Origin of the sequence: Mycobacterium sp. URHD0025, assembly GCF_000426065.1 — a bacterium.
Lineage (GTDB): Bacteria > Actinomycetota > Actinomycetes > Mycobacteriales > Mycobacteriaceae > Mycobacterium.
The window spans coordinates 314650-334704 of record NZ_AUEQ01000011.1 but is presented as its reverse complement, the minus strand read 5'-3'; the positions used below and the strand labels follow the sequence as shown (position 1 = coordinate 334704).

19 protein-coding genes are annotated in these 20055 nt (G+C 67.3%); 5 read left to right on the top strand and 14 right to left on the bottom strand.

Annotated elements, in window-relative coordinates; translation table 11 throughout:
- Positions 1-52: 52 nt before the first annotated feature.
- Positions 53-1525, top strand: a complete 1473-nt coding sequence (locus tag H977_RS0118560; protein WP_029109262.1) for a CCA tRNA nucleotidyltransferase — start codon at positions 53-55, stop codon at positions 1523-1525.
- A gap of 18 nt (positions 1526-1543) precedes the next feature.
- On the top strand, positions 1544-2056 hold the full coding sequence (locus tag H977_RS0118555; RefSeq protein ID WP_029109261.1) for a hypothetical protein: 513 nt from the start codon (positions 1544-1546) through the stop codon (positions 2054-2056).
- A gap of 68 nt (positions 2057-2124) precedes the next feature.
- Here the strand turns inward: H977_RS0118555 and H977_RS0118550 are convergent, their stop codons facing one another.
- On the bottom strand, positions 2125-2901 hold the full coding sequence (locus H977_RS0118550) for a TIGR03084 family metal-binding protein (RefSeq protein WP_029109260.1): 777 nt from the start codon (positions 2899-2901) through the stop codon (positions 2125-2127).
- Positions 2902-2924: 23 nt separating this feature from the next.
- Positions 2925-4208, bottom strand: a complete 1284-nt coding sequence (locus tag H977_RS0118545) for an MFS transporter (protein WP_029109259.1) — start codon at positions 4206-4208, stop codon at positions 2925-2927.
- An 88-nt stretch (positions 4209-4296) separates the two neighbouring features.
- Between H977_RS0118545 and H977_RS0118540 the strand changes: the two genes are divergently transcribed.
- Positions 4297-4902: a YqgE/AlgH family protein gene (locus H977_RS0118540; protein WP_029109258.1), complete on the top strand. Its 606-nt coding sequence runs from the start codon at positions 4297-4299 to the stop codon at positions 4900-4902.
- 18 nt (positions 4903-4920) lie between these two features.
- Here the strand turns inward: H977_RS0118540 and H977_RS0118535 are convergent, their stop codons facing one another.
- Both H977_RS0118535 and H977_RS0118530 read right to left on the bottom strand, forming a co-directional pair.
- Positions 4921-5274 carry a hypothetical protein gene (locus H977_RS0118535; RefSeq protein ID WP_029109257.1) on the bottom strand — a complete coding sequence of 118 codons (354 nt, stop codon included), beginning with the start codon at positions 5272-5274 and terminating at the stop codon, positions 4921-4923.
- A gap of 58 nt (positions 5275-5332) precedes the next feature.
- On the bottom strand, positions 5333-6241 hold the full coding sequence (locus H977_RS0118530; RefSeq protein ID WP_029109256.1) for an LpqN/LpqT family lipoprotein: 909 nt from the start codon (positions 6239-6241) through the stop codon (positions 5333-5335).
- 212 nt (positions 6242-6453) lie between these two features.
- Here H977_RS0118530 and leuS point away from each other — a divergent pair, with 212 nt between their 5' ends.
- On the top strand, positions 6454-9330 hold the full coding sequence (gene leuS / locus H977_RS0118525; RefSeq protein WP_029109255.1) for a leucine--tRNA ligase: 2877 nt from the start codon (positions 6454-6456) through the stop codon (positions 9328-9330).
- 50 nt (positions 9331-9380) lie between these two features.
- Here leuS and H977_RS0118520 read toward each other — a convergent pair whose 3' ends face one another.
- Positions 9381-10055, bottom strand: coding sequence for an SDR family oxidoreductase (locus tag H977_RS0118520; protein ID WP_029109254.1), 675 nt, complete (start codon positions 10053-10055; stop codon positions 9381-9383).
- 77 nt (positions 10056-10132) lie between these two features.
- Here H977_RS0118520 and ggh point away from each other — a divergent pair, with 77 nt between their 5' ends.
- A complete protein-coding gene (gene ggh / locus H977_RS0118515; RefSeq protein WP_029109253.1) occupies positions 10133-11473 on the top strand; it encodes a glucosylglycerate hydrolase in 1341 nt (446 codons plus the stop codon).
- A 7-nt stretch (positions 11474-11480) separates the two neighbouring features.
- On the opposite strand, the gene H977_RS0118510 is transcribed toward ggh, so the two are convergent.
- The 9 genes from H977_RS0118510 to H977_RS0118470 form a co-directional block, all read right to left on the bottom strand.
- On the bottom strand, positions 11481-11960 hold the full coding sequence (locus H977_RS0118510) for a MarR family winged helix-turn-helix transcriptional regulator (RefSeq protein ID WP_029109252.1): 480 nt from the start codon (positions 11958-11960) through the stop codon (positions 11481-11483).
- A gap of 102 nt (positions 11961-12062) precedes the next feature.
- The gene (locus tag H977_RS0118505; RefSeq protein WP_029109251.1) at positions 12063-12800 is read right to left on the bottom strand and encodes an amino acid ABC transporter ATP-binding protein; all 738 of its coding nucleotides are present in this window, start codon (positions 12798-12800) and stop codon (positions 12063-12065) included.
- Complete coding sequence (locus tag H977_RS0118500) at positions 12800-14572, bottom strand: ABC transporter substrate-binding protein/permease (protein WP_029109250.1); 1773 nt, start codon at positions 14570-14572, stop codon at positions 12800-12802. Before H977_RS0118500 ends, H977_RS0118505 begins: the two co-directional genes overlap by 1 nt.
- A 45-nt stretch (positions 14573-14617) precedes the next feature.
- A complete protein-coding gene (locus tag H977_RS0118495; RefSeq protein ID WP_029109249.1) occupies positions 14618-15283 on the bottom strand; it encodes a GntR family transcriptional regulator in 666 nt (221 codons plus the stop codon).
- A 103-nt stretch (positions 15284-15386) separates the two neighbouring features.
- On the bottom strand, positions 15387-16211 hold the full coding sequence (locus H977_RS0118490) for an LLM class F420-dependent oxidoreductase (RefSeq protein ID WP_196808271.1): 825 nt from the start codon (positions 16209-16211) through the stop codon (positions 15387-15389).
- Between the two features lie 42 nt (positions 16212-16253).
- Complete coding sequence (locus tag H977_RS0118485; protein WP_029109247.1) at positions 16254-17144, bottom strand: Rv0045c family esterase; 891 nt, start codon at positions 17142-17144, stop codon at positions 16254-16256.
- An 88-nt stretch (positions 17145-17232) separates the two neighbouring features.
- A complete protein-coding gene (locus tag H977_RS0118480; protein ID WP_029109246.1) occupies positions 17233-18324 on the bottom strand; it encodes an inositol-3-phosphate synthase in 1092 nt (363 codons plus the stop codon).
- 57 nt (positions 18325-18381) lie between these two features.
- A complete protein-coding gene (locus tag H977_RS0118475; RefSeq protein WP_029109245.1) occupies positions 18382-18927 on the bottom strand; it encodes a PadR family transcriptional regulator in 546 nt (181 codons plus the stop codon).
- 197 nt (positions 18928-19124) lie between these two features.
- Positions 19125-19991 carry a DUF1707 SHOCT-like domain-containing protein gene (locus H977_RS0118470; protein ID WP_029109244.1) on the bottom strand — a complete coding sequence of 289 codons (867 nt, stop codon included), beginning with the start codon at positions 19989-19991 and terminating at the stop codon, positions 19125-19127.
- Positions 19992-20055: the final 64 nt, after the last annotated feature.

Below are 20055 nucleotides of genomic sequence, written 5' to 3'. Positions count from 1 at the left end.
CCTGCCGCACTCGCCGGTTGTGACCACACCGGGAGCATTAGGCTCATCGAACGTGTCCGACGCTGTTGTTACTGATGCCGAATTGCTGGCAGGCGCACTGGTCTCGCTGAACCAACGCGCGGAGGTGCTGCGCGCGCTCGGTGCGGTGTTCGCTGCGGCGGGCCACGAGCTGTATCTGGTCGGCGGCAGCGTGCGTGACGCACTGCTGGGCCGGCTGACCGATCACAGCGACCTCGACTTCACCACCGACGCCCGCCCCGAGCAGATGTTGAAGGTCCTGCGACCGTGGGCCGACGCGATCTGGGATACCGGCATCGAGTTCGGCACCGTCGGTGTGGGCAAGCGCGTGGGCACGGCTGAGCACCGCCTCGAGATCACGACGTTCCGCGCCGACAGCTACGACCAGGTGTCGAGGAACCCGACCGTCGAGTTCGGCGACAACCTCGATGACGATCTGGTGCGCCGCGACTTCACCGTCAACGCGATGGCGGTCCGGATCGGGGCCGACGGCCCAGCCGAATTCCATGATCCCCTCGGCGGTTTGGCGGCCGTACAGGCCAAGGTGCTCGACACTCCGTCGGCACCGCAGGTGTCGTTCGGGGACGATCCGCTGCGGATGCTGCGCGCGGCCCGGTTCGTGTCGCAGCTCGGGTTCGGTGTCGCGCCGCGAGTGCTCGAGGCGCTGCTGGAGATGGCTCCGCAGTTGGAGCGCATCACCGTCGAGCGGGTCGCCGCCGAGCTGGACAAGCTGCTGCTCGGCGCCGATCCGGTGGCCGGCGTGGACCTGATGGTGCAGACCGGGTTGGGTGACGTGGTGCTGCCCGAGGTCGGCGAGATGCGGATGGCCATCGACGAACACCATCAGCACAAGGACGTGTACTGGCATTCGTTGACGGTGCTGCGCCAGGCCATGGAACTGGAAGGTTCTGAAGGTCCCGACCTCGTGCTGCGCTGGGCGGCGCTGCTGCACGACATCGGCAAGCCCGCGACCCGCAAGCATGAATCCGATGGCGGGGTGAGCTTCCATCACCACGAGGTGGTCGGCGCGAAGATGGTCCGCAAGCGGATGCGCGCGCTCAAGTACTCCAAGCAGATGGTCGACGACGTGTCCCAGCTGGTCTATCTCCACCTGCGGTTCCACGGCTATGCCGACGACAAGGGCACCGGCAAGTGGACCGATTCGGCGGTACGTCGCTATGTCACCGATGCCGGACCGCTGCTGAGCCGGCTGCACAAGCTGGTGCGCGCCGATTGCACGACGCGCAACAAGCGCCGCGCCGCCCGGCTGCAGGCCAACTACGACGATCTGGAGAACCGGATCGCCGAGCTGGCCGAAAAAGAGGACCTGCAGCGGGTCCGGCCGGATCTCGACGGCAACGAGATCATGGAGATCCTCGGCATACCGGCGGGTCCGCAGATCGGTGAGGCGTGGCGGTACCTCAAGGAGTTGCGGCTGGACCGCGGGCCGTTGTCGCGCGAGCAGGCCGTCGACGAGTTGCTGAAATGGTGGAACGCGAAGGGCTGACCGTGCGTCTGATCAGTCATGGACTATTGCCTGGGTGAGCCCGACGGGTCGGCGACCATCTTCACCGGAGTGCCCGATGTCGACGTGGACGGCGACGGCAGCGTCGACGGCATCGGCCTGGATTTCGACGGGGACGGTCGGCTCGACGACGTGATGGCCGACCTGGACGGCGACGGTATCGCGGAGCGGGCGGTGCTCGATTCCGATGACGACGGGCAGGCCGAAAGCTATTTCTCCGATGACGGTTCGGGCACCTGGGCGGTCCGCGTCGACCGGTCCGGCCAGGTGCGCTGGTTCGGGTTGGACGGTGTCGAACAGTCAGCCGGCGGGCCGCTGGTCGATTTCGATTCCGACGGCGCCACGGACGACCGCTTGGTCGATTCCGACGGCGATGGTCTGGCCGACCGGATGCTGAGCCCCGGCGTGGCGTACGTCGACACCGACGGAGATGGGCGCTGGGACCTGAAGCTTGCCGACGCCGACGGTGACGGCGCTGCAGACACCGCGAGCGCGGTCACGCCGCCGCGTTGACTCTGCGGTGAGTGCCTGGCGCACTTGGACTTTCGCGTCCTGAGCGCACAGTGAAATCGATCGGGCGGTCAGCCCCGGCCGGCGCCCGGCGGCCCGGCGAAGGCCTGTGCGATGGTCAGCCACGTGGCGGCGTCGTCGCCCACCGCGGTGACGTCGAGTTCGGTGGGTGCCCGGCGCTGGGTCACCAGCATGCAGAAGTCCTCTGCCGAACCCGTCACCCGTTGCTGTGCGTCCTGCGGACCCCACTCCCACGATGAGCCGTCGGGCGCGGCCAATTCGACGCGGAACGGTTCGGCCGGCGGTGTCAGCCCGTGCACGGTGAATGCGAAATCCCTTGTGCGAACGCCGATGTGGGCGATGGACCGTAGCCGCGCGGTCGCGGGCCTCCGTACCCCGAGCGCGTCGGCCACATCGAGGCCATGCGCCCAGGTCTCCATCATGCGAGCGGTGGCCATCGATGTCGCGCTCATCGGCGGGCCGAACCAGGGCAGCTTGCGGCCCTCGGCCACGTTCAGGAGTTCGGTGTGCAACCGCGCGCGGGTGGCGCGCCAATCGGCGAGGAGTTCTCCGGGCGGAGTCAGGGCGAGTTCCTCGGCCCCGGCGTCGACGAATCCGGCCGGGTTCTGCATCGCCTCGGCGAGCACCGCATCGAAACCGGCTTGGTCGGTGATCGCGATGACCGACACCCGGTCGGTCCACAACAGGTGGGCGATCTGATGGGCGATGGTCCAGCCCTCGGCCGGGGTGGCCGTGGCCCAGCGCTCCGGCGGCAGGTCGGCCACCAGGGCATCGAGTTCGTCGCTCTCGGCGGACAGGTCGGCCACGATCGGCTCGGCGCTCACCATGGCGGCCAGCCTAGACCGCGGCGTCACACCCGCTTCGGGGATGCCACCGCGGCATGCAGGCCGAGGCCGACCAGATAGGCCACCGCGCCGGCGATCACCAGTGCCGGTGATTGTCCGTCGGCGGGAATCACCGCGGCTGCCGCGGCGATCGCGGCGACGAACGACATCCAGAACAGCGCGTCCTGCACGGTGAACACGTGACCGCGCAGCGCGTCGTCGACATCGAGCTGCATCGCCGAGTCCGCACACAGTTTCACGAGCTGACCGGCGGCGCCGAGCATGAAGCCACAGACCAGCATCATCGGTACGTGCAGCCCGATCGCCATCAGCTGGATCAGCACGGCCAGGCACAGCGCGCCGTTGGCGGTGGCATAGCGACCGAACCGGCCGATCACCGCGGGGGCGGCCACCGTGGCCAGGAACTGTCCGACACCACCGGCGGCCACGAACAGCACCGCGGTACCCAGACCCAGGCCCGTCACATCCGGGTTGTCGCTGTGCCGGACGATCACCAGCACCAGAAGAGAGTTGATCCCGAAGGCCATGCGGTGGGCGGCCAGTCCGGCCAGGGTGCCCGCGACGGGAGGCACGGCCCAGACCGTGCGGATGCCGTGCACCCAGCCCGTGGCCACCGCGTAGGCCACCGAGCCGTGGATGGCGCGCTTGCTCTCGTGCGGGCCCAGCACGTGCGGACCGAATCGCACCGACAACCACAGCGCCAACGCCACCGGCAGCGCGACGACGAACATCACCACCGACGCGCCGGTGTCGTCGGCACCGAACAGCTTGCGTGGCACCAGCATGAAGTCGGCTCCGAGGAAGGCTGCCAACGCGCCGATGGCGGTGGCCACCGAGTTCATCGTCACCACCCGGTCGTTCGGCACCACATCCGGCAGCGAGGCCGACAGGCCCGAGGAGACGAACCGCGTCAACCCGTTGACGATCAGCGCGCAGCACAGGATCGGTATGTCGCCGGCGCCGAAGGCCAGCAGCACACCCACCAGCAGCACGACGATCAGCCGGCCCAGGTTGGCGCCGATGAGGACCAGGCGCCGGTCCCAGCGGTCCAGCAGGGCGCCGGCGAACGGGCCGAGCACCGAGTACGGCAGGAACATCACGGCGAATGCCGCGGCGATCTGCCATGGTTCGGCCTGGCGTTCCGGGTTGAACAGGATCGCGCCGGCAAGACCTGCCTGGAACAGGCCGTCACCGAACTGGCTGACCGCCCGCAACTCCAGCAGCCGGCGGAATTCGGTCATGCCGCGCAACGAGTGCCACAGAGCACGGGCAGCGCGAGCGTGAACCACCCGATCAACAGTACAAAGGTGCGCCGAAATCCGACCGCGCCCGGGCTTGTTCGCCACCTGTGGGCAATTGCGGTGCCATGATGTAACCGTGGCGCATTCAGAAGATCCGGAGGATTTCATCGCGCCTGCGGCGCACCGGGTACGGCCGGGCACGCTGCTGCTGGCCAACACCGATCTGCTGGAGCCGACCTTCCGGCGCAGCGTCATCTACATCGTCGAGCACAACGCCGGCGGAACCCTCGGTGTGGTGTTGAACCGGGCCAGCGAGACAGCGGTCTACAACGTGCTGCCGCAGTGGGCGAAGCTCACCGCCAAACCCAAGACCATGTTCATCGGCGGCCCGGTCAAACGGGACTCGGCGTTGTGCCTGGCGACCCTGCGGGTCGGCATGCAGGCCGACGGCGTTCCCGGGCTGCGGCACGTGCAGGGCCGGGTGGTGATGGTCGATCTCGACGCCGATCCGGACACTCTGGCCCCGGTCATCGAGGGCGTCCGGATATTCGCCGGATACTCCGGCTGGACCATCGGCCAACTCGACGGCGAGATCGAACGCGACGACTGGATGGTGCTCTCGGCGCTGCCCTCGGATGTGCTGATCGAACCTCGGATCGACCTGTGGGGGCGGGTGCTGCGCCGTCAGCCGTTGCCGATGTCGCTACTGGCCACCCACCCGATCGACGTCAGCCGCAACTAGCGCACTACGCCAGGCCGGCTACTTACACGACAACGTGCAGCTGGCGCAGGAGCCGGCACAGCCGGCACCGGAACTTTCCGCCGCTGCCTCTGCTCCTGCCACGGCCTTGGCGCTCTGCCAACAGCCCGCGGCCACGGTGGCGACGGCGCCGATGATGCACACCATGACGACCATCAGGCCGGTGTGGGGTGCGGCGGCCAGGGCGGCGGCGCCACCGGCGGCGAGCATCACCGCGGCGGCCAGTTGGGTCGGGGCCACGGCCCTCAACACCGAGCGCACCGGATCACCGGTGCGAGGTCTGGTCAACAACCACAGCCCGAACACGCCGACGATGACGGCGGCGCTCAAACACAGCAGCGCGGCGATCAGCATGCGCCACACAATACGAGGCGCCGATCGGTATTGCGAGGTCGGGTTTGGCCCCGGCGATTCAGCGCTGCAGGCCCAGGAGCTGGGGCAAACCCGGTGCCGGGGCGGGTGCGGGCGCCGCCGGGGTAGCTGGCGGAGGCGCGGCGGCCGGGGCCGGGGCACTGACCTTGAACCCGGACACGATCGCGTCGGCGGCATCGGCAGCCGCGGAAACACCCTGGTTGGCAGCCGACGAGTTCACCGACAACGACACCAGGTAATGGTCGGGCCCGGCAGTGGCAAGGATGTGCCTGCGGGAGGTGTTGAGCATCTGGCTGCCCGACAGATAGCTACCTTCGATGAATGCCGACGGGAAACCGTTGAAGTCACCCATGGCCATGTCGGTGGGGCGCCAGCTCTGCAACTGCTGGGTGTCGACGTACCCGTGACTGATGGCTTCGACCGGATCGAAATTGCCGACGAGTTTGTAGACCACCACTTGTGCGTTGGGGGTGTAGAGGTCCGTGCTCGAGCGGTCGGCGATGACCGCGAACGCGTCGGGCACGTTGGGGTCGGGCACGTTGGTCCAGCCCGACGGCAGCGGCAGGACGATGCTCAGCGCCTTGAAGTCGTGGCTGACCTGGGGCTCCATCTTCACGCCCTTGCTCTTGAAGAACTCGGCAAGGGTGCCTGAGGCGGCCGGGGTGATGGTCCGCAGCGGTGCGGCCACCGCGGGTGCGGGGACGGCTGCCGCGCCGGGCACGACGGCCGCGCCCGGTACGACGGGGGCCGCCGGGGCGGCGGCTGCTGCTGCGGGGGCCGCGCCGGGCGGGACGGTGACGGTCTGGGTCACGGTCACCGGGCCGGGGACGCCGGGAGCCGGCAGAAGGGGTTCGGCTGAGGCGGTCTGACCGGCGAAGCCGACAACCGCGGCGACGCCGACGGCCGTGCCTGCTGCCAGCACCCGCCACCGGCTGGCCAACTCGATCATCACTGGTTCCTCCCGCAAACCGTGCCCTCACCAGGCAACCTCGTCACTAGGCGCTGAGACTATCCACGCGATACCGCCCACGACCAGCAACGCAATCGACCTGGAACCAACCCCTGACAGTGCCGCGACGCAACCGATACCAACCCGTGGCCTTGGCGGATCGTGAGACGGGCGGTGAGCTGCTCAAACCGTGGCCTTATACCCTGAACGGCGTGATCGAACCCGCCACCACCACGCAGTCAGGGCAGTCTGGCCCGGAAACGGACACCCCCCGGCATCGCTACACCGCGGAGCTGGCGGGCCGGCTCGAGCGCACCTGGCAGGAGCGGTGGTCGGAGCTCGGCACGTTCAACGTGGCCAATCCGGTGGGCTCGCTGGCGGACGGCACCGACCTCTTGCAGGCGCCCGCCGACAAGATGTTCGTCCAGGACATGTTCCCGTACCCGTCCGGTGAGGGCCTGCACGTCGGGCATCCGCTCGGCTATATCGCCACCGACGTCTACGCCCGGTACTTCCGGATGACCGGACGCAACGTGCTGCACGCGCTGGGCTTCGATGCCTTCGGGCTGCCCGCCGAGCAGTACGCCGTGCAGACCGGCACGCACCCCCGCACCCGTACCGAGGCCAACATCGTCAACTTCCGCCGGCAGTTGGGCCGGCTGGGGCTGGGCCACGACACGCGGCGCAGCTTCGCCACCACCGACGTCGACTTCTACAAGTGGACGCAGTGGATCTTCCTGAAGATCTACAACGCCTGGTTCGACACCGCGGCCCAGAAGGCGCGGCCCATCGATGAGTTGATCGCCGAATTCGACTCGGGCGCCCGCACTCTCGACGACGGCAGGGTATGGGCCGAACTGTCGGAGGCCGAGCGCGCCGATGTGGTGGACGGCTACCGCCTGGTGTACCACGCCGACTCGATGGTGAACTGGTGCCCGGGGCTGGGCACCGTGCTGGCCAACGAGGAGGTCACCGCCGACGGGCGCAGCGATCGCGGCAACTTCCCGGTGTTCCGGAAGCGCCTGCGGCAGTGGATGATGCGTATCACCGCCTACTCGGACCGGCTGCTGGATGACCTGGACGTGCTGGACTGGCCGGACAAGGTCAAGACCATGCAGCGCAACTGGATCGGCCGGTCGACCGGCGCCTCGGTCGAGTTCGCCACCACAGCAGGCGATGTCGAGGTGTTCACCACCCGTCCGGACACCTTGTTCGGCGCCACCTATCTGGTCCTGGCTCCCGAGCACGAGCTGGTGGATGCGCTGGTGGCCGACTCGTGGCCCGAGGGCACCGATTCGCGGTGGACTTTCGGTGCATCGACCCCGGCCGAGGCCGTCGCCGCCTATCGGGCCGGTATCGCGGCCAAGTCCGATCTGGAGCGCCAGGAGAACAAGACCAAGACCGGTGTGTTCCTGGGCGCCTATGCCACCAATCCGGTTGACGGCCGGCAGATTCCGGTGTTCATTGCCGATTACGTGCTGGCCGGCTACGGGACGGGCGCCATCATGGCGGTGCCCGGTGGTGACCAGCGCGACTGGGACTTCGCTACCGAGTTCGGCCTGCCGATCATCGAGGTGGTCTCCGGCGGCGACATCACCGTCGCTGCCTACAACGGCGACGGCACCATGGTGAACTCCGGCTACCTGAACGGGTTGTCGGTGGCTGAGGCCAAGGACACCGTCATCGCCCGCCTCGAGGCCGACGGTCGCGGCCGTGCCCGGATCGAGTACAAGCTGCGGGACTGGCTGTTCGCCCGGCAACGGTATTGGGGCGAGCCGTTCCCGATCGTCTACGACGCCGACGGCCGGGCCCATCCGCTGCCGGAATCGGCTCTGCCGGTGGAACTTCCAGATGTGCCGGACTATTCGCCGGTGTCGTTCGACCCCGACGACGCCGACAGTGAGCCCTCGCCGCCGTTGGGCAAGGCCACCGAATGGGTGCATGTCGAACTGGATCTGGGTGACGGGCTGCAGACCTACACCCGCGACACCAACGTGATGCCGCAGTGGGCGGGCAGCTCCTGGTACGAGCTGCGCTACACCGACCCGCTCAACTCAGAAGAGCTGTGCGCCAAGGAGAACGAGGCCTACTGGATGGGCCCGCGGCCGGCCGAACACGGGCCCGACGATCCGGGTGGAGTCGACCTGTACGTCGGCGGTGTCGAGCACGCCGTGCTGCACCTGCTGTACTCGCGGTTCTGGCACAAGGTGCTCTTCGATCTCGGTTACGTCAGCTCACGCGAGCCATATCGCCGCCTGGTCAACCAGGGCTACATCCAGGCCTTCGCCTACACCGACGCCCGCGGCAGCTATGTGCCCGCGGCCGAAGTCGTTGAGCGCGAAGGGAAGTTCTTCTGGCCGGGCCCGGATGGGGAAATCGAGGTCAATCAGGAGTTCGGCAAGATCGGCAAGAGCCTGAAGAACTCGGTCTCGCCCGACGAGATCTGCGACGAGTACGGCGCGGATACGTTGCGCGTCTATGAGATGTCGATGGGTCCGCTGGAGGCATCGCGACCGTGGGCCACGAAGGACGTCGTCGGTGCGCACCGTTTCCTGCAGCGGGTGTGGCGTGTGGTGGTCGACGAGAACACCGGTGCGACCGCCGCGGCCGAGCATGAGGCTCTCGACACCGACACGTTGAAGATCCTGAACCGCACCATCGCCGGGGTGACCGAAGATTATGCGGCACTTCGCAACAACACCGCCGCCGCCAAGCTGATCGAGTACACCAACCACCTGACCAAGGAAAGCGTGTCGGCGCGGGCCGCGATCGAGCCGCTGGTGCTCATGGTCGCTCCGCTGGCACCGCACCTGGCCGAGGAGTTGTGGAAGCGCCTGGGCCACGAGACCTCGCTGGCACACGGCCCGTTCCCGGTGGCCGATCCGCAGTACCTGGTGGACGACACCATCGAGTTCCCGGTTCAGGTCAACGGCAAGGTGCGAGGCAAGATCACGGTGGCGGCCGACGCCGACAAGGCGGCGCTGGAGGCGGCGGCGCTGGCCGACGAAAAGGTGCAGGCTTTCCTCGACGGCGCCACGCCGAAGAAGGTCATCGTGGTGCCCGGCCGGCTGGTCAACCTCGTCGTCTAGAGGGATTTGGGTGCATCCGGTAACGCTGACCGTTACCGGATGCACCCAAATCACCCGGGGCGGACCACGATTTCGTGCACATGCCCGTCGGGCGGGGTGGCGACCGCCGTCGCCACCAGCCCGGCGACCGTCTCGGGCTTCAGGAACTTGTCCGCGTCGTAATCACCGGAGCCGTCGGTCTCATACGCCACCAGGTCGCGTTGCATCTCGGTGTCGGTGCGCCCGGGGAAGATCGAGGTGACCCGCAGGGAGGGTTCGTCGGCGCGCAGTGAGTCGGCGAATGCCCGCAGCGCGAACTTGCTCGCCGAGTAGGACGCCATCCCTGGCGAAACCCTCTGTCCGGCACCGGAATTGATGAAGACGACATGTCCGCGGGCGGCTCGCAGTGCCGGCAGCAGGGCCAGGGTGAGCGCCACCGCGCCGGTCACGTTCACCTCGAAGGATGCCCGCCACTGTTCGGCGATGGACTCCGACACCCGGCCCGGGTAGAGCACGCCCGCGTTGTGCACCAGCACGTCGAGTTCGGCGAGCACCTCGGTGGCCGATTCGATCGAATCGGCGTCGGTCAGGTCCAGCGGCCAGGTCGGCGCGCCGAGCCGTTCGGCGAGGGCATCGAGGCGGGACGACGGGCGTCCGGCGAGAAACAGCGTGTGGGTGGGAGCAAGGGCGGCGGCGATGGCCGAACCGATCCCGCCGGCGGCTCCGGTGATCAATGCAGACGGCACGACTGCAACGTTACTGTGACGCGCAATCGCCTGCGGCCGACCTGCGGACCGGGACGCGGCCGCGCATCATGGTAGGGATGCCACCCGATCCCAGCTTCGCTCCCACTCAGCTCGCCGCGCGCGCAGCGTACCTGCTGCGCGGCAACGACCTGGGCGTGATGACCACTGCCGCGCCGTTGCTGTATCCGCACATGTGGAGCTGGGATGCGGCGTTCGTCTCGATCGGGCTGGCCCCGCTGAGCGTCGAGCGGGCCGTGGTGGAGCTCGACACCCTGCTCTCGGCGCAGTGGCGCAACGGGATGATCCCGCACATCGTGTTCGCCAACGGCGTCGACGGCTACTTTCCCGGCCCGGCCCGGTGGGCCACCTCGGCCCTGGCCGTCAACGCGCCGCGGATCCGGCACACCTCCGGTATCACGCAGCCGCCGGTGCATGCCATCGCGGTGCAGCGCATCCTGGACCATGCCCGCAGACGCGGCCGGTCCACCCGGGCGGTGGCGGCGAGCTTCCTGGACCGGCGGTGGGCGGATCTGGTGCGCTGGCATCGGTGGCTGGCCGAGACGCGCGATCAGGACGGCCGCGGGCGCATCACGCTGTATCACGGGTGGGAGTCCGGCATGGACAACTCGCCACGCTGGGACAGCGCCTACGCCAACGTGATTCCCGGCAATGTGCCGGAGTATCAGCGTGAGGACAATTCGATCATCACCGACGCCTCGCAGCGGCCGAGCGATCTCGAGTACGACCGCTACCTGTGGCTGCTCGAGGAGATGAAATCGGTTCGCTACGACGATGATCTGCTGCCGAAGGTGATGAGCTTCGCGGTCGAGGACGTGTTCGTCTCGGCGATCTTCTCGGTGGCCTGCCAGGTACTCGCCGAGATCGGCGAGGAGTACAAGCAGCCGAACGCCGATGTCCGTGATCTCTATTCGTGGGCGGAACGGTTCCGGGTCGGAGTGGTCGAGACCACTGATGAACGTAGCGGTGCGGCAAGGGATTACGATGTCCGCGCGAAGAAGTGGGTGCCCACCGAGACGGTCGCGCAGTTCGCGCCGCTGCTCTGCGGCGGGCTGCCGCACGATCGTGAACGCGCCCTGCTGCGGCTGCTGGAGGGTCCGCGCTTCTGCGGGCACCCGGATCTCAAGTACGCGCTCATCCCGTCCACCTCGCCAGTGTCGCGGCACTTCCGGTCGCGGGAGTACTGGCGCGGCCCGGTATGGCCGGTGATGACCTGGCTGTTCTCGTGGTGTTTCGCCCGGCGCGGCTGGGCCGAGCGGGCTTCGACGCTACGCCGGGAGGGGTTGCGTCAGGCCAGCGACGGGACATTCGCCGAGTACTACGAGCCGTTCACCGGGGAGCCGCTGGGCAGCATGCAGCAGTCGTGGACCGCGGCCGCGGTGTTGGACTGGCTGGGATAGCGCGCCGCTACTCGGACTTGGCGTGGGCGGTGGCCTGATCGTTCTGGCCGGCCAGGCGCTCCAAGGGGACCAGCGCGGCGGCGAGGGTGGCCAGATCCTCCTGGCTCAGATTGGCCAGGCGTGCGGCCAGATCGGCCCGGCGGGCGGCCAGCGATTCGCGGTGTTGCACCAGGCCACGTGGGGTGACCTCGACGAGTACGGCACGCAGGTCGGAGGGGTCGCGGGAGCGCTTGACCAGCCCCAGCTTCTCCAGCCTGCGGATCGCCACGGTGGTCGTGGGAGTGCGAACGCGCTCGCGGGCGGCCAGTTCGGTCATCCGGATCGGGCCCTGGTCGAGCAGGGTCAGCAGGATCGAGAGCTGAGCCAGGGTGAGCTCCCCGGCAGTGCCTTTGTTGGTATCGCCACGGCGCAGTACCGAGAACACCTTGGAGAGAACGCGTTGCAGCTCTCCGGCCAGCTCTGTGACCTGTGAATCGGGCTCCACCATAATTCGCTAGTCTAACCTGTCTGAGGCTGCCAGGTCGTCAGCTTGTGGGGTTTGGTGCAGGGGTTTCAGCTCCTGACCGCGTTGTCCTCACAGCAGTACCCCTCACAGCACCTGCGACAGGAAGCGGCGCAGCCGATCTGTCTCGGCCGCTTCGAATATCTGGTCGGGTTCGCCCGATTCGACCACGGTGCCGTGATCCATGAACACCACCGCGTCCGCGGTGGAACGAGCGAAGCCCATCTCGTGCGTGACCGTCAGGATCGTCATCCCCTCCGCGGCCAGCTCGGCGATCAATTCCAGGATTCCCTTGACCAGCTCGGGGTCCAGCGCCGACGTGGCCTCGTCGAAGAACATCACCTGCGGGGCCATGGCGAGCGCCCTCGCGATCGCGACGCGCTGTTGCTGGCCGCCCGACAGCGTGGCCGGACGCACATCGGCCTTGTGCCGCAGGCCAACCCGATCCAGTTGCTCGAGGCCGACGGTGCGGGCGTGATCGTGACTCAACCGTTTGAGCTTGCGCGGGCCCAGGGTGACGTTGTCGAGAACGGTCTTGTGGGGGAACAGGTTGAATTGCTGGAAGACCATGCCGATGCGCTGGCGCAGCTGATCCGGATTGTCGGTGAGCACCGAACGCCCGTCGAGCAGGATGTCGCCTCGGTCGGGTTCGTACAGGCGGTTCAAGGTGCGCAGCAGTGTCGACTTCCCGGACCCGGACGGCCCGATGATGGCTGTCGTGGTGCCTGCGGGCACATCCAGATCCACCCCGCGCAGGACCGCATTCGGCCCGAACGACAGGTGGATGTCGTTGGCGGCCAGCGCTACCGGCTCTAGTGCCGACATCAGATCATCTCCTGGTTGGTCAGCGCGGGAAGGGGCTCCTCCTCGGTCGGGGGGCGACCTCTGCGGAGCCGGTTGTCGACGAAGTTCACCAGATGCGTCAGCGGGATCGTCAGCAGCAGGTAGAACAGTCCCGCCGCCACCAGCGGTGACAGATTCCCGGTCTGCGCGTTGAGATCTCGGCCTACCTGGAACAGTTCGCGCTGGCTGGCCACCAGGCCGAGGAAGTACACCAGCGACGAGGCCTTGAGCAGCGAGATGAACTGGTTCATCAGCGCGGGCAGCACCCGCCGGATGCCCTGGGGCACGACGATCAGCCGCATCGACGAGGCGTAGCTGAAGCCCAGGGCGCGTGAGGCTTCCAGTTGTCCGGGCTCGACGCTCTGGATGCCGGAGCGGAAGATCTCGCCGACGTAGGCGGCTGCCATGAGCCCGAGCGCCGCGATGCCCAGCGGGTAGGGGCTGTTGCCGGTGAGCGATCCGACCACAGGCCCGATGCCGAGGCCGATCAACAGGATGATCACCACTTCGGGCAGGCCGCGGAAGATGTCGGTGTACACCCGGGCCGGCCAGCGCAGCCAACGCGAGCGCGAGATACCCGCCACCGCGAGCACCATCCCGAGTGCCAGCCCGATGACACTGGCGCACACGGTCAGGATCAGCGTGTTGGGCAGGCCGGTGCGCAACAGGTCGGGGACCGCCTGCTTGTAGAGCTCCCAGTCCAGGAACGAGTCCGCCAGTTGCGCCAGTGTGGATTTGGCGGCCGCGGGACCGCCGGCCGCGGGCTTTTCCTTGGCCGCGGCGATCGCGGCGAAATCGGGTAGTTGGGGGGCGGGTGCGGCCTTGGAGCCGGGCTTCCAGCCGGGCGGCAGGGCCCGGGGCACCCAGTCGGAATACAGCTTGGCCCAGGTGCCGTCGGCGATGACGGCGTCCAGTCCGGAGTTGAGCGCGTCGATCAGCGGCTGGTTCTCCCTGGCCACCGCCCATGCCACGAAATTGTCCAAGCTGAAGGTGTTTTCGATGATCTGCGCCGGGTCGCCGGGCTGTACCGTGCCCGAGGCTTGTTGTGACGGCGCCACCCAGGCGTCGATCTGACGGGTCTTGAGGCTGGCGTAGACGGTGTTGTAGTCCGGGAACTTCACCGGCTGCAGGTGCAGCGTGTCGATGACGTAGGCCTCCTGCACGGTGCCCTGCACCACGCCGATGCGCTGTCCGGTGGCGAGCTGGCTGAATCCCGTGATCGGTGAGCCGGTCGGCACCACGAGCGAGAAGTAGCCGAAGTCGTAGCCGTTGGTGAATCCGACCGTGCGACGCCGCGCGTCGGTGGTGGTGATCGACGAAGAGGCCACGTCGAAGCGCCGGGACGCGGTCTGGGCCAGTAGACCCGAGAAGTCTGTGCCGACGAAGTTGACCCGGAGACCGAGCTTGTCGGCGATTGCGCGCAGCAGCTCGTTGTCGAATCCGGTGAACTGTCCGGCCGAGTTGATGCAGATGCTGGGCGGCGCGTCCGACAGCGTGCCGACGGTGAGTACGCCCGGGGTACCCAGGCCGAGGTTCTCGGCCCGGATCGTGTCGAGGGGGGCGACCGTGGGCGTGGTGTATTTGTCGGCGCCGGGCCCGGTGGCCGCGGCGGCCAGGTTGGTGGGCAATGCGCTGGCGCTGTCCACCCCGGGTGGTGCGCATTGGTCGACGTCTGCGCCTGCCGGTGCCGCCCATACCAGCCCGAGCAGGATCAGGACCGTGGTCAGCAGCGCGGCCGATCGTCTGGCGTCCATCTGATGCAACTTAGTGGGCGGACACCTGGTGATGAGTGATTCCGCTCAAGGGGACCGCAAGTCGCCGAACACTCCCCGCCGGGTGAGCTCGGCGATCATGATCTGCGCCATCCGATCGGCGCGTTCGGTGCAGGCCGTGCGGGCGCCCTCGGGGTCACGGGCGTGGATGGCGACGGTTTCGGCTTCGTAGCCGGGGAGGAACTCGACCTTGGCCTTCGGATAGCTGATCCAGAACTCCGACGGTGCGAAACTCTTGCCGGCGCGGATGGTGGCATGCAGGCGTGGGCCCGCGTACTCGTCGTTGATCGCGTCGCGGTACATCCAGCAGGCCTCCTGGAAAGACCGGGTGTCCTTTGCTGAACGCATCATGCGCAACGTGTCGTCGAGGTGCGCCAAGATGCGGGGAGTGGGGCTGACTGCGCAGCGTGCCGAGGCGATGCCGTTGAGAATTCCGTACAGCTCGTGATGCTCGGCCACGGTGGCCTCGTCGAACCGGGAGACGAATGCGCCGCGGTGATATCGCGTCGAGAGGATGCCGTCGTGCTCGAGCTGGACCACGGCCTCCTGGATCGGGACGCGGCTCAGCCCGAGGTCACGGACAATCTCGTTGCGGTCTATGCGGTCACCGGATCGCAGCTTGCCCGTCATCACCAGATTGATGATGTGGGTGACAACCTGATCCTTCTCCTTGACCCCGTAGTTTTTGGGCACCCTTTTTAACTCCCCCTTTTAGTCGGGACGCACACCCCCCGTGCGTTTGCGTTTCGCAAGTTTCTCACGGGTGGCTGTAAAGGGAGACGTGAGCGGTTTCAGCTCATCCGCTGACCTTTGCGCTCCGCCCGTCGCGCCACCGGCAGAGGGCCTCGGCGGCAGTCAGGTCGTAGTCGGGTCCGTTGACGCCCACGGTGAGGATGCTGACGCCCAGATCGGCCAGCGCGTCGGCCTCGGCGAGCATGGCGTCGATCCCACCGGTCTCTTGGACCCCGGCCGAGCGCTGCACGGTGGCCGGGTCGCGCCCGGTGGTGGCGCAGTGTTCGGCGAGGATCTGCGCCTTGGGCGGATAGGTGTTGCTGTCGACGAATGCATGCCAGATGTGGGCGTGCTCGGCCACCAGGCGCAGCGTTTTGCGTTCACCCTGCCCACCGATCAGGATCGGGATCTCCCGAGTGGGAGCGGGGTTCAGCTTGGCCAGCCGGGCCTCGATGCGGGGCAGCGCCTGTGCCAGATCGTCCAGGCGGCTGCCCGCGGTACCGAACTCGTACCCGTACTCGTCGTAATCCTTTTCCTTCCAACCACTTCCGATCCCCAGGATCAGCCGGCCATCAGAGATGTGGTCTACCGTGCGGGCCATGTCGGCCAGCAGCTCGGGATTGCGATAGGAGTTGCAGCTGACCAGCGCGCCGATCTCGATGCGCGAGGTCTGCTCGGCCCAGGCGCCCAGCATGGTCCAGCACTCGTAGTGCGCGCCGTCCGGATCCCCGTAGAGGGGGAAGAAATGGTCCCAGTTGAAGGCGATGTCGACGCCGATGTCCTCGCAGCGGCGCACCGCGTCGCGGATATGACTGTAGGTGGGGGAGTGCTGCGGCTGCAGTTGCACTCCGATGCGTATGGGATGGCTCACTTTTTCGAGCCTACCCACGCCGTTGCGCCGCGGGCCAGGTTTGACGCCGGGGTAAGCGGGTCAGCTCAGCAGGCCGCGCAAGATCTCGACCAGCTTGGCCGGCTGATCGCCCTGCACCGAATGTCCTGAATCGGCGACCACGACGGTGCGCTGAAATCCGGGTGCGCTCTTCGCGAACGTCTCGGCGTCCTCGTCGTTGACGAAAAACGAGTTGGCGCCGCGGATCAACGTCGTCGGCATGGTGATCGCCGGGACGTCATCCCACAGGCCTTCGAACCCGTCGCCCTTGCGGAACGAGTCGTAGCGCCAGGTCCAGGTGCCGTCGTCGAGTTGTTTGGAATTGTGGAACACGCCGCGACGCAACGACTTCGGGTCCCGGTGCGGCGCCGCGGCGATGGTCACGTCGAGCATGGCCTGAAACGTCGGGAAGGTGCGTTGTTCCTGCACCAGGGCGACGGTTCCCATCTGCGCCTTGGTCATCTCGGTGTGGCGCTCGGGCGCCGACGGGGTCACGTCGACGAGCGCGAGTTCCGGCACGAGCCGGGGCTCGGTGGCCGCGATCCGCAGTGCGGTCAACCCGCCCAGCGACATGCCGACCACCAGTCGTGGAGTGGGCGCGTGCTTTTCGAGCACCGGGATCAGGCTCGCCGCATTGAGTTTCGGGCCGTAGTCCCCGTCCTCGCGCCAGGCGGAGCGGCCGTGGCCGGGCAGATCGACGGCCAGGGCGGGCTCGCCGAGGCCGAGGATCACGGTGTCCCAGGTGTGCGCGTTCTGGCCGCCGCCGTGCAGGAACACGATGCGCGGGGCGCCGGTGCCGAACTTCAGGGCGCTGATCGGTCCCTGCTCGATCCGCTCGACCGGCGGCAACGGACCACTCGCACCGATCTGCTCGGCGTTCTCGTGCAGGAGGCCGAATTCATCGAGATCGGTCAATGCGTCGTCGCTCACCACGCCCCGACCCTAACCCGAAAACGACTCTGCGCCCAGGGCGTAGGTGTGCGAGAAGCACACGCCCCGGGCGCAGAGTGAAACCGAAAAACTAGCCCTCGATGAAGGTCTCCAGCTCGATGCGCGCGACGTCGTCGGCGATCTGCTTGGGCGGGCTCTTCATCAGGTACGCCGAGGCTGCCTCGATGGGGCCGCCGATGCCGCGGTCCTTGGCGATCTTGGCGGCGCGCACCGCGTCGATGATGACGCCGGCCGAGTTCGGCGAGTCCCAGACCTCGAGCTTGTACTCCAGGTTCAGCGGCACGTCACCGAAGGCGCGACCTTCCAGGCGGACATAGGCCCACTTGCGGTCGTCGAGCCACGCGACGTGGTCGGACGGGCCGATGTGGACGTTCTTGTCCTCGATCTTGCCGGCCAGCGAACCGGTCAGGTTGGAGGTGACGGCCTGGGTCTTGGAGACCTTCTTGGACTCCAGGCGCGAGCGCTCCAGCATGTTCAGGAAGTCCATGTTGCCGCCGACGTTGAGCTGGTAGGTGCGGTCCAGCGTGACGCCGCGGTCTTCGAACAGCTTGGCCATGACGCGGTGGGTGATGGTCGCGCCGACCTGGCTCTTGATGTCGTCGCCGACGATCGGGACACCGGCATCCTCGAACTTCTTGGCCCAGACCGGGTCGGAGGCGATGAACACCGGGAGCGCGTTGACGAACGCCACGCCGGCGTCGATGGCGCACTGGGCGTAGAACTTGTCGGCCTCTTCGGAGCCCACCGGCAGGTAGGAGACCAGCACGTCGACCTTGGCGTCCTTGAGTGCCTTGACCACGTCGACGGGCTCGAAGTCCGAGATCTCGATGGTGTCGGCGTAGTACTTGCCGATGCCGTCGAGGGTCGGGCCGCGCTGCACCGTGACGTTGGTCGGCGGCACGTCGGCGATCTTGATGGTGTTGTTCTCGGAGGCGAAGATGGCCTCGGACAGGTCGAAGCCGACCTTCTTGGCGTCCACGTCGAACGCGGCCACGAATTTCACGTCGCGGACGTGGTACGGGCCGAACTTCACGTGCATCAGGCCCGGCACGGACGTGTTCTCGTCGGCGTTGTGGTAGTACTGCACGCCCTGGACCAGGGACGATGCGCAGTTACCGACGCCGACAATGGCGACCCGGATTTCTCCTGCGTGCTCAGACATGGACGATCTCCTTACTCGTTCTGTGTGCTCGGCCTGGGGCCATCTGCGGCGCTGTGCTCATGGGCTTTCTGGGTGTCCCTGCGCCGTGCGCTCGGCCGCGATCAACTCGTTGAGCCATTTGACTTCTCGTTCACTGGACTCCAGGCCCAGTTGGTGCAGCTGACGGGTGTAGCGGTCGAACGAACTACTGGCCCGCGCCACGGCTTCACGCAGACCTTCCCGGCGTTCCTCCACCTGACGACGCCGCCCCTCCAAGATCCGCATCCTGGCCTCGGCCGGAGTGCGGTTGAAGAAGGCGAGGTGGACACCGAAACCGTCGTCGGAGAAGTTCTGCGGCCCCGTGTCGGCGACCAACTCGGTGAATCGCTGCTTGCCGGCATCGGTCAGCTGATAAACCCGTCGAGCCCGGCGCACCTTGGTCGGACCCAAGGGTGCGGCGTCCTCGACGATCAGGCCATCGGCCTGCATGCGACGTAATGCCGGGTAGAGCGAGCCATACGAGAACGCTCTGAACGCCCCCAACAGACCCGTCAATCGCTTGCGCAGCTCGTAGCCGTGCATGGGCGACTCGAGAAGGAGGCCGAGAACTGCGAGCTCCAGCATCGAGATCACCCCTTTCGACAGATCAGATGGAATTGATCGCTACGACGGATCAACACCTCGCCAAACTGTATCGCGCCGATATATTAGGTGCCAAGTGTTGACCGATAGTCACACTGGAACAGCTGCCGGGCCCGAGCGTCACGCCGGCGTGACGAAGGCGGCCCGAACAGCGACGACAGGGCGGCGGCGAGGTGTACTCACCTGCTGCTGCGGTAGATCTCCTTGATGGTGCCGTCGGGATACAGGTCGATGTTCCCGCCCCCGAAGTCACTGCTGACGATGACCGCGATGTTGACGGCGTCCGGTGTTGACGGATCCTCGGACGGTGTGATGCGCAGCCACGCGCTCTTCACGTCTTCGCGTTTGGTGTTGAGGGTTTCGGGTGCGCCCCGCAAGATGCCGAGCGCCTTCTCGTAGTCGAATGCCGCGAGGTCGACGAGGCGGTCCTCGTCGCGCAGGGTGTCGGGCGAGCCCGGATCGCCCCAGCCGCCGGTGTATCGGTAGTAGACCTTCTTACGGCTGTCCTGCGGATCGGGTCGGTAGGCCATCGCCGAGTCCGGATCGATGTGTAGCTCGTAGCCCATCGTGTTGCCGAATTTGTGACGCATCTGCTCGAACAGTCCGTTCACGCCGTTGAGCGATTGCAGCTGTTTGGGCGGGGTCAGCACCACCGGGGCGATGCCGTCGGGCACGGCTCCCGGGTCGGGGTTGAAGCTGAGCGGGGACGAGGTGTTTCCGTACAGGCCCCAGCCGATGCCCATGCCGAGCACGACCAGCACGGCGGCAGCGGCCAGCCGGAGCCCCCAACCGCCACCGGGCTTGCTCACGCGGGGCAGGCGTGGCTTGCTCAGCGTCGGCATCTGCACCGGGGCATTGGCGTTCTGCAGATCGTCGACCAGAGCGGCCAGATCGCCCAGGGTCGTGGCGTTGGTGGCGGCCGACACCCGCTGGCGGTGTTCTTCCATGGACAGCTGACCCTCGCCGAGCGCGTTGTCGAGCACTTTGCAGGTGTCGTTGCGATCGCTGTCTTTGGCCCGGGTATTCGAGGCCTGCCGAGTTGCCACGCCGATGATCGTAGGAGGTGTGACGCGGTCGCGCCTCGGTGTCCAGGGGGTCGACGTACTCTGG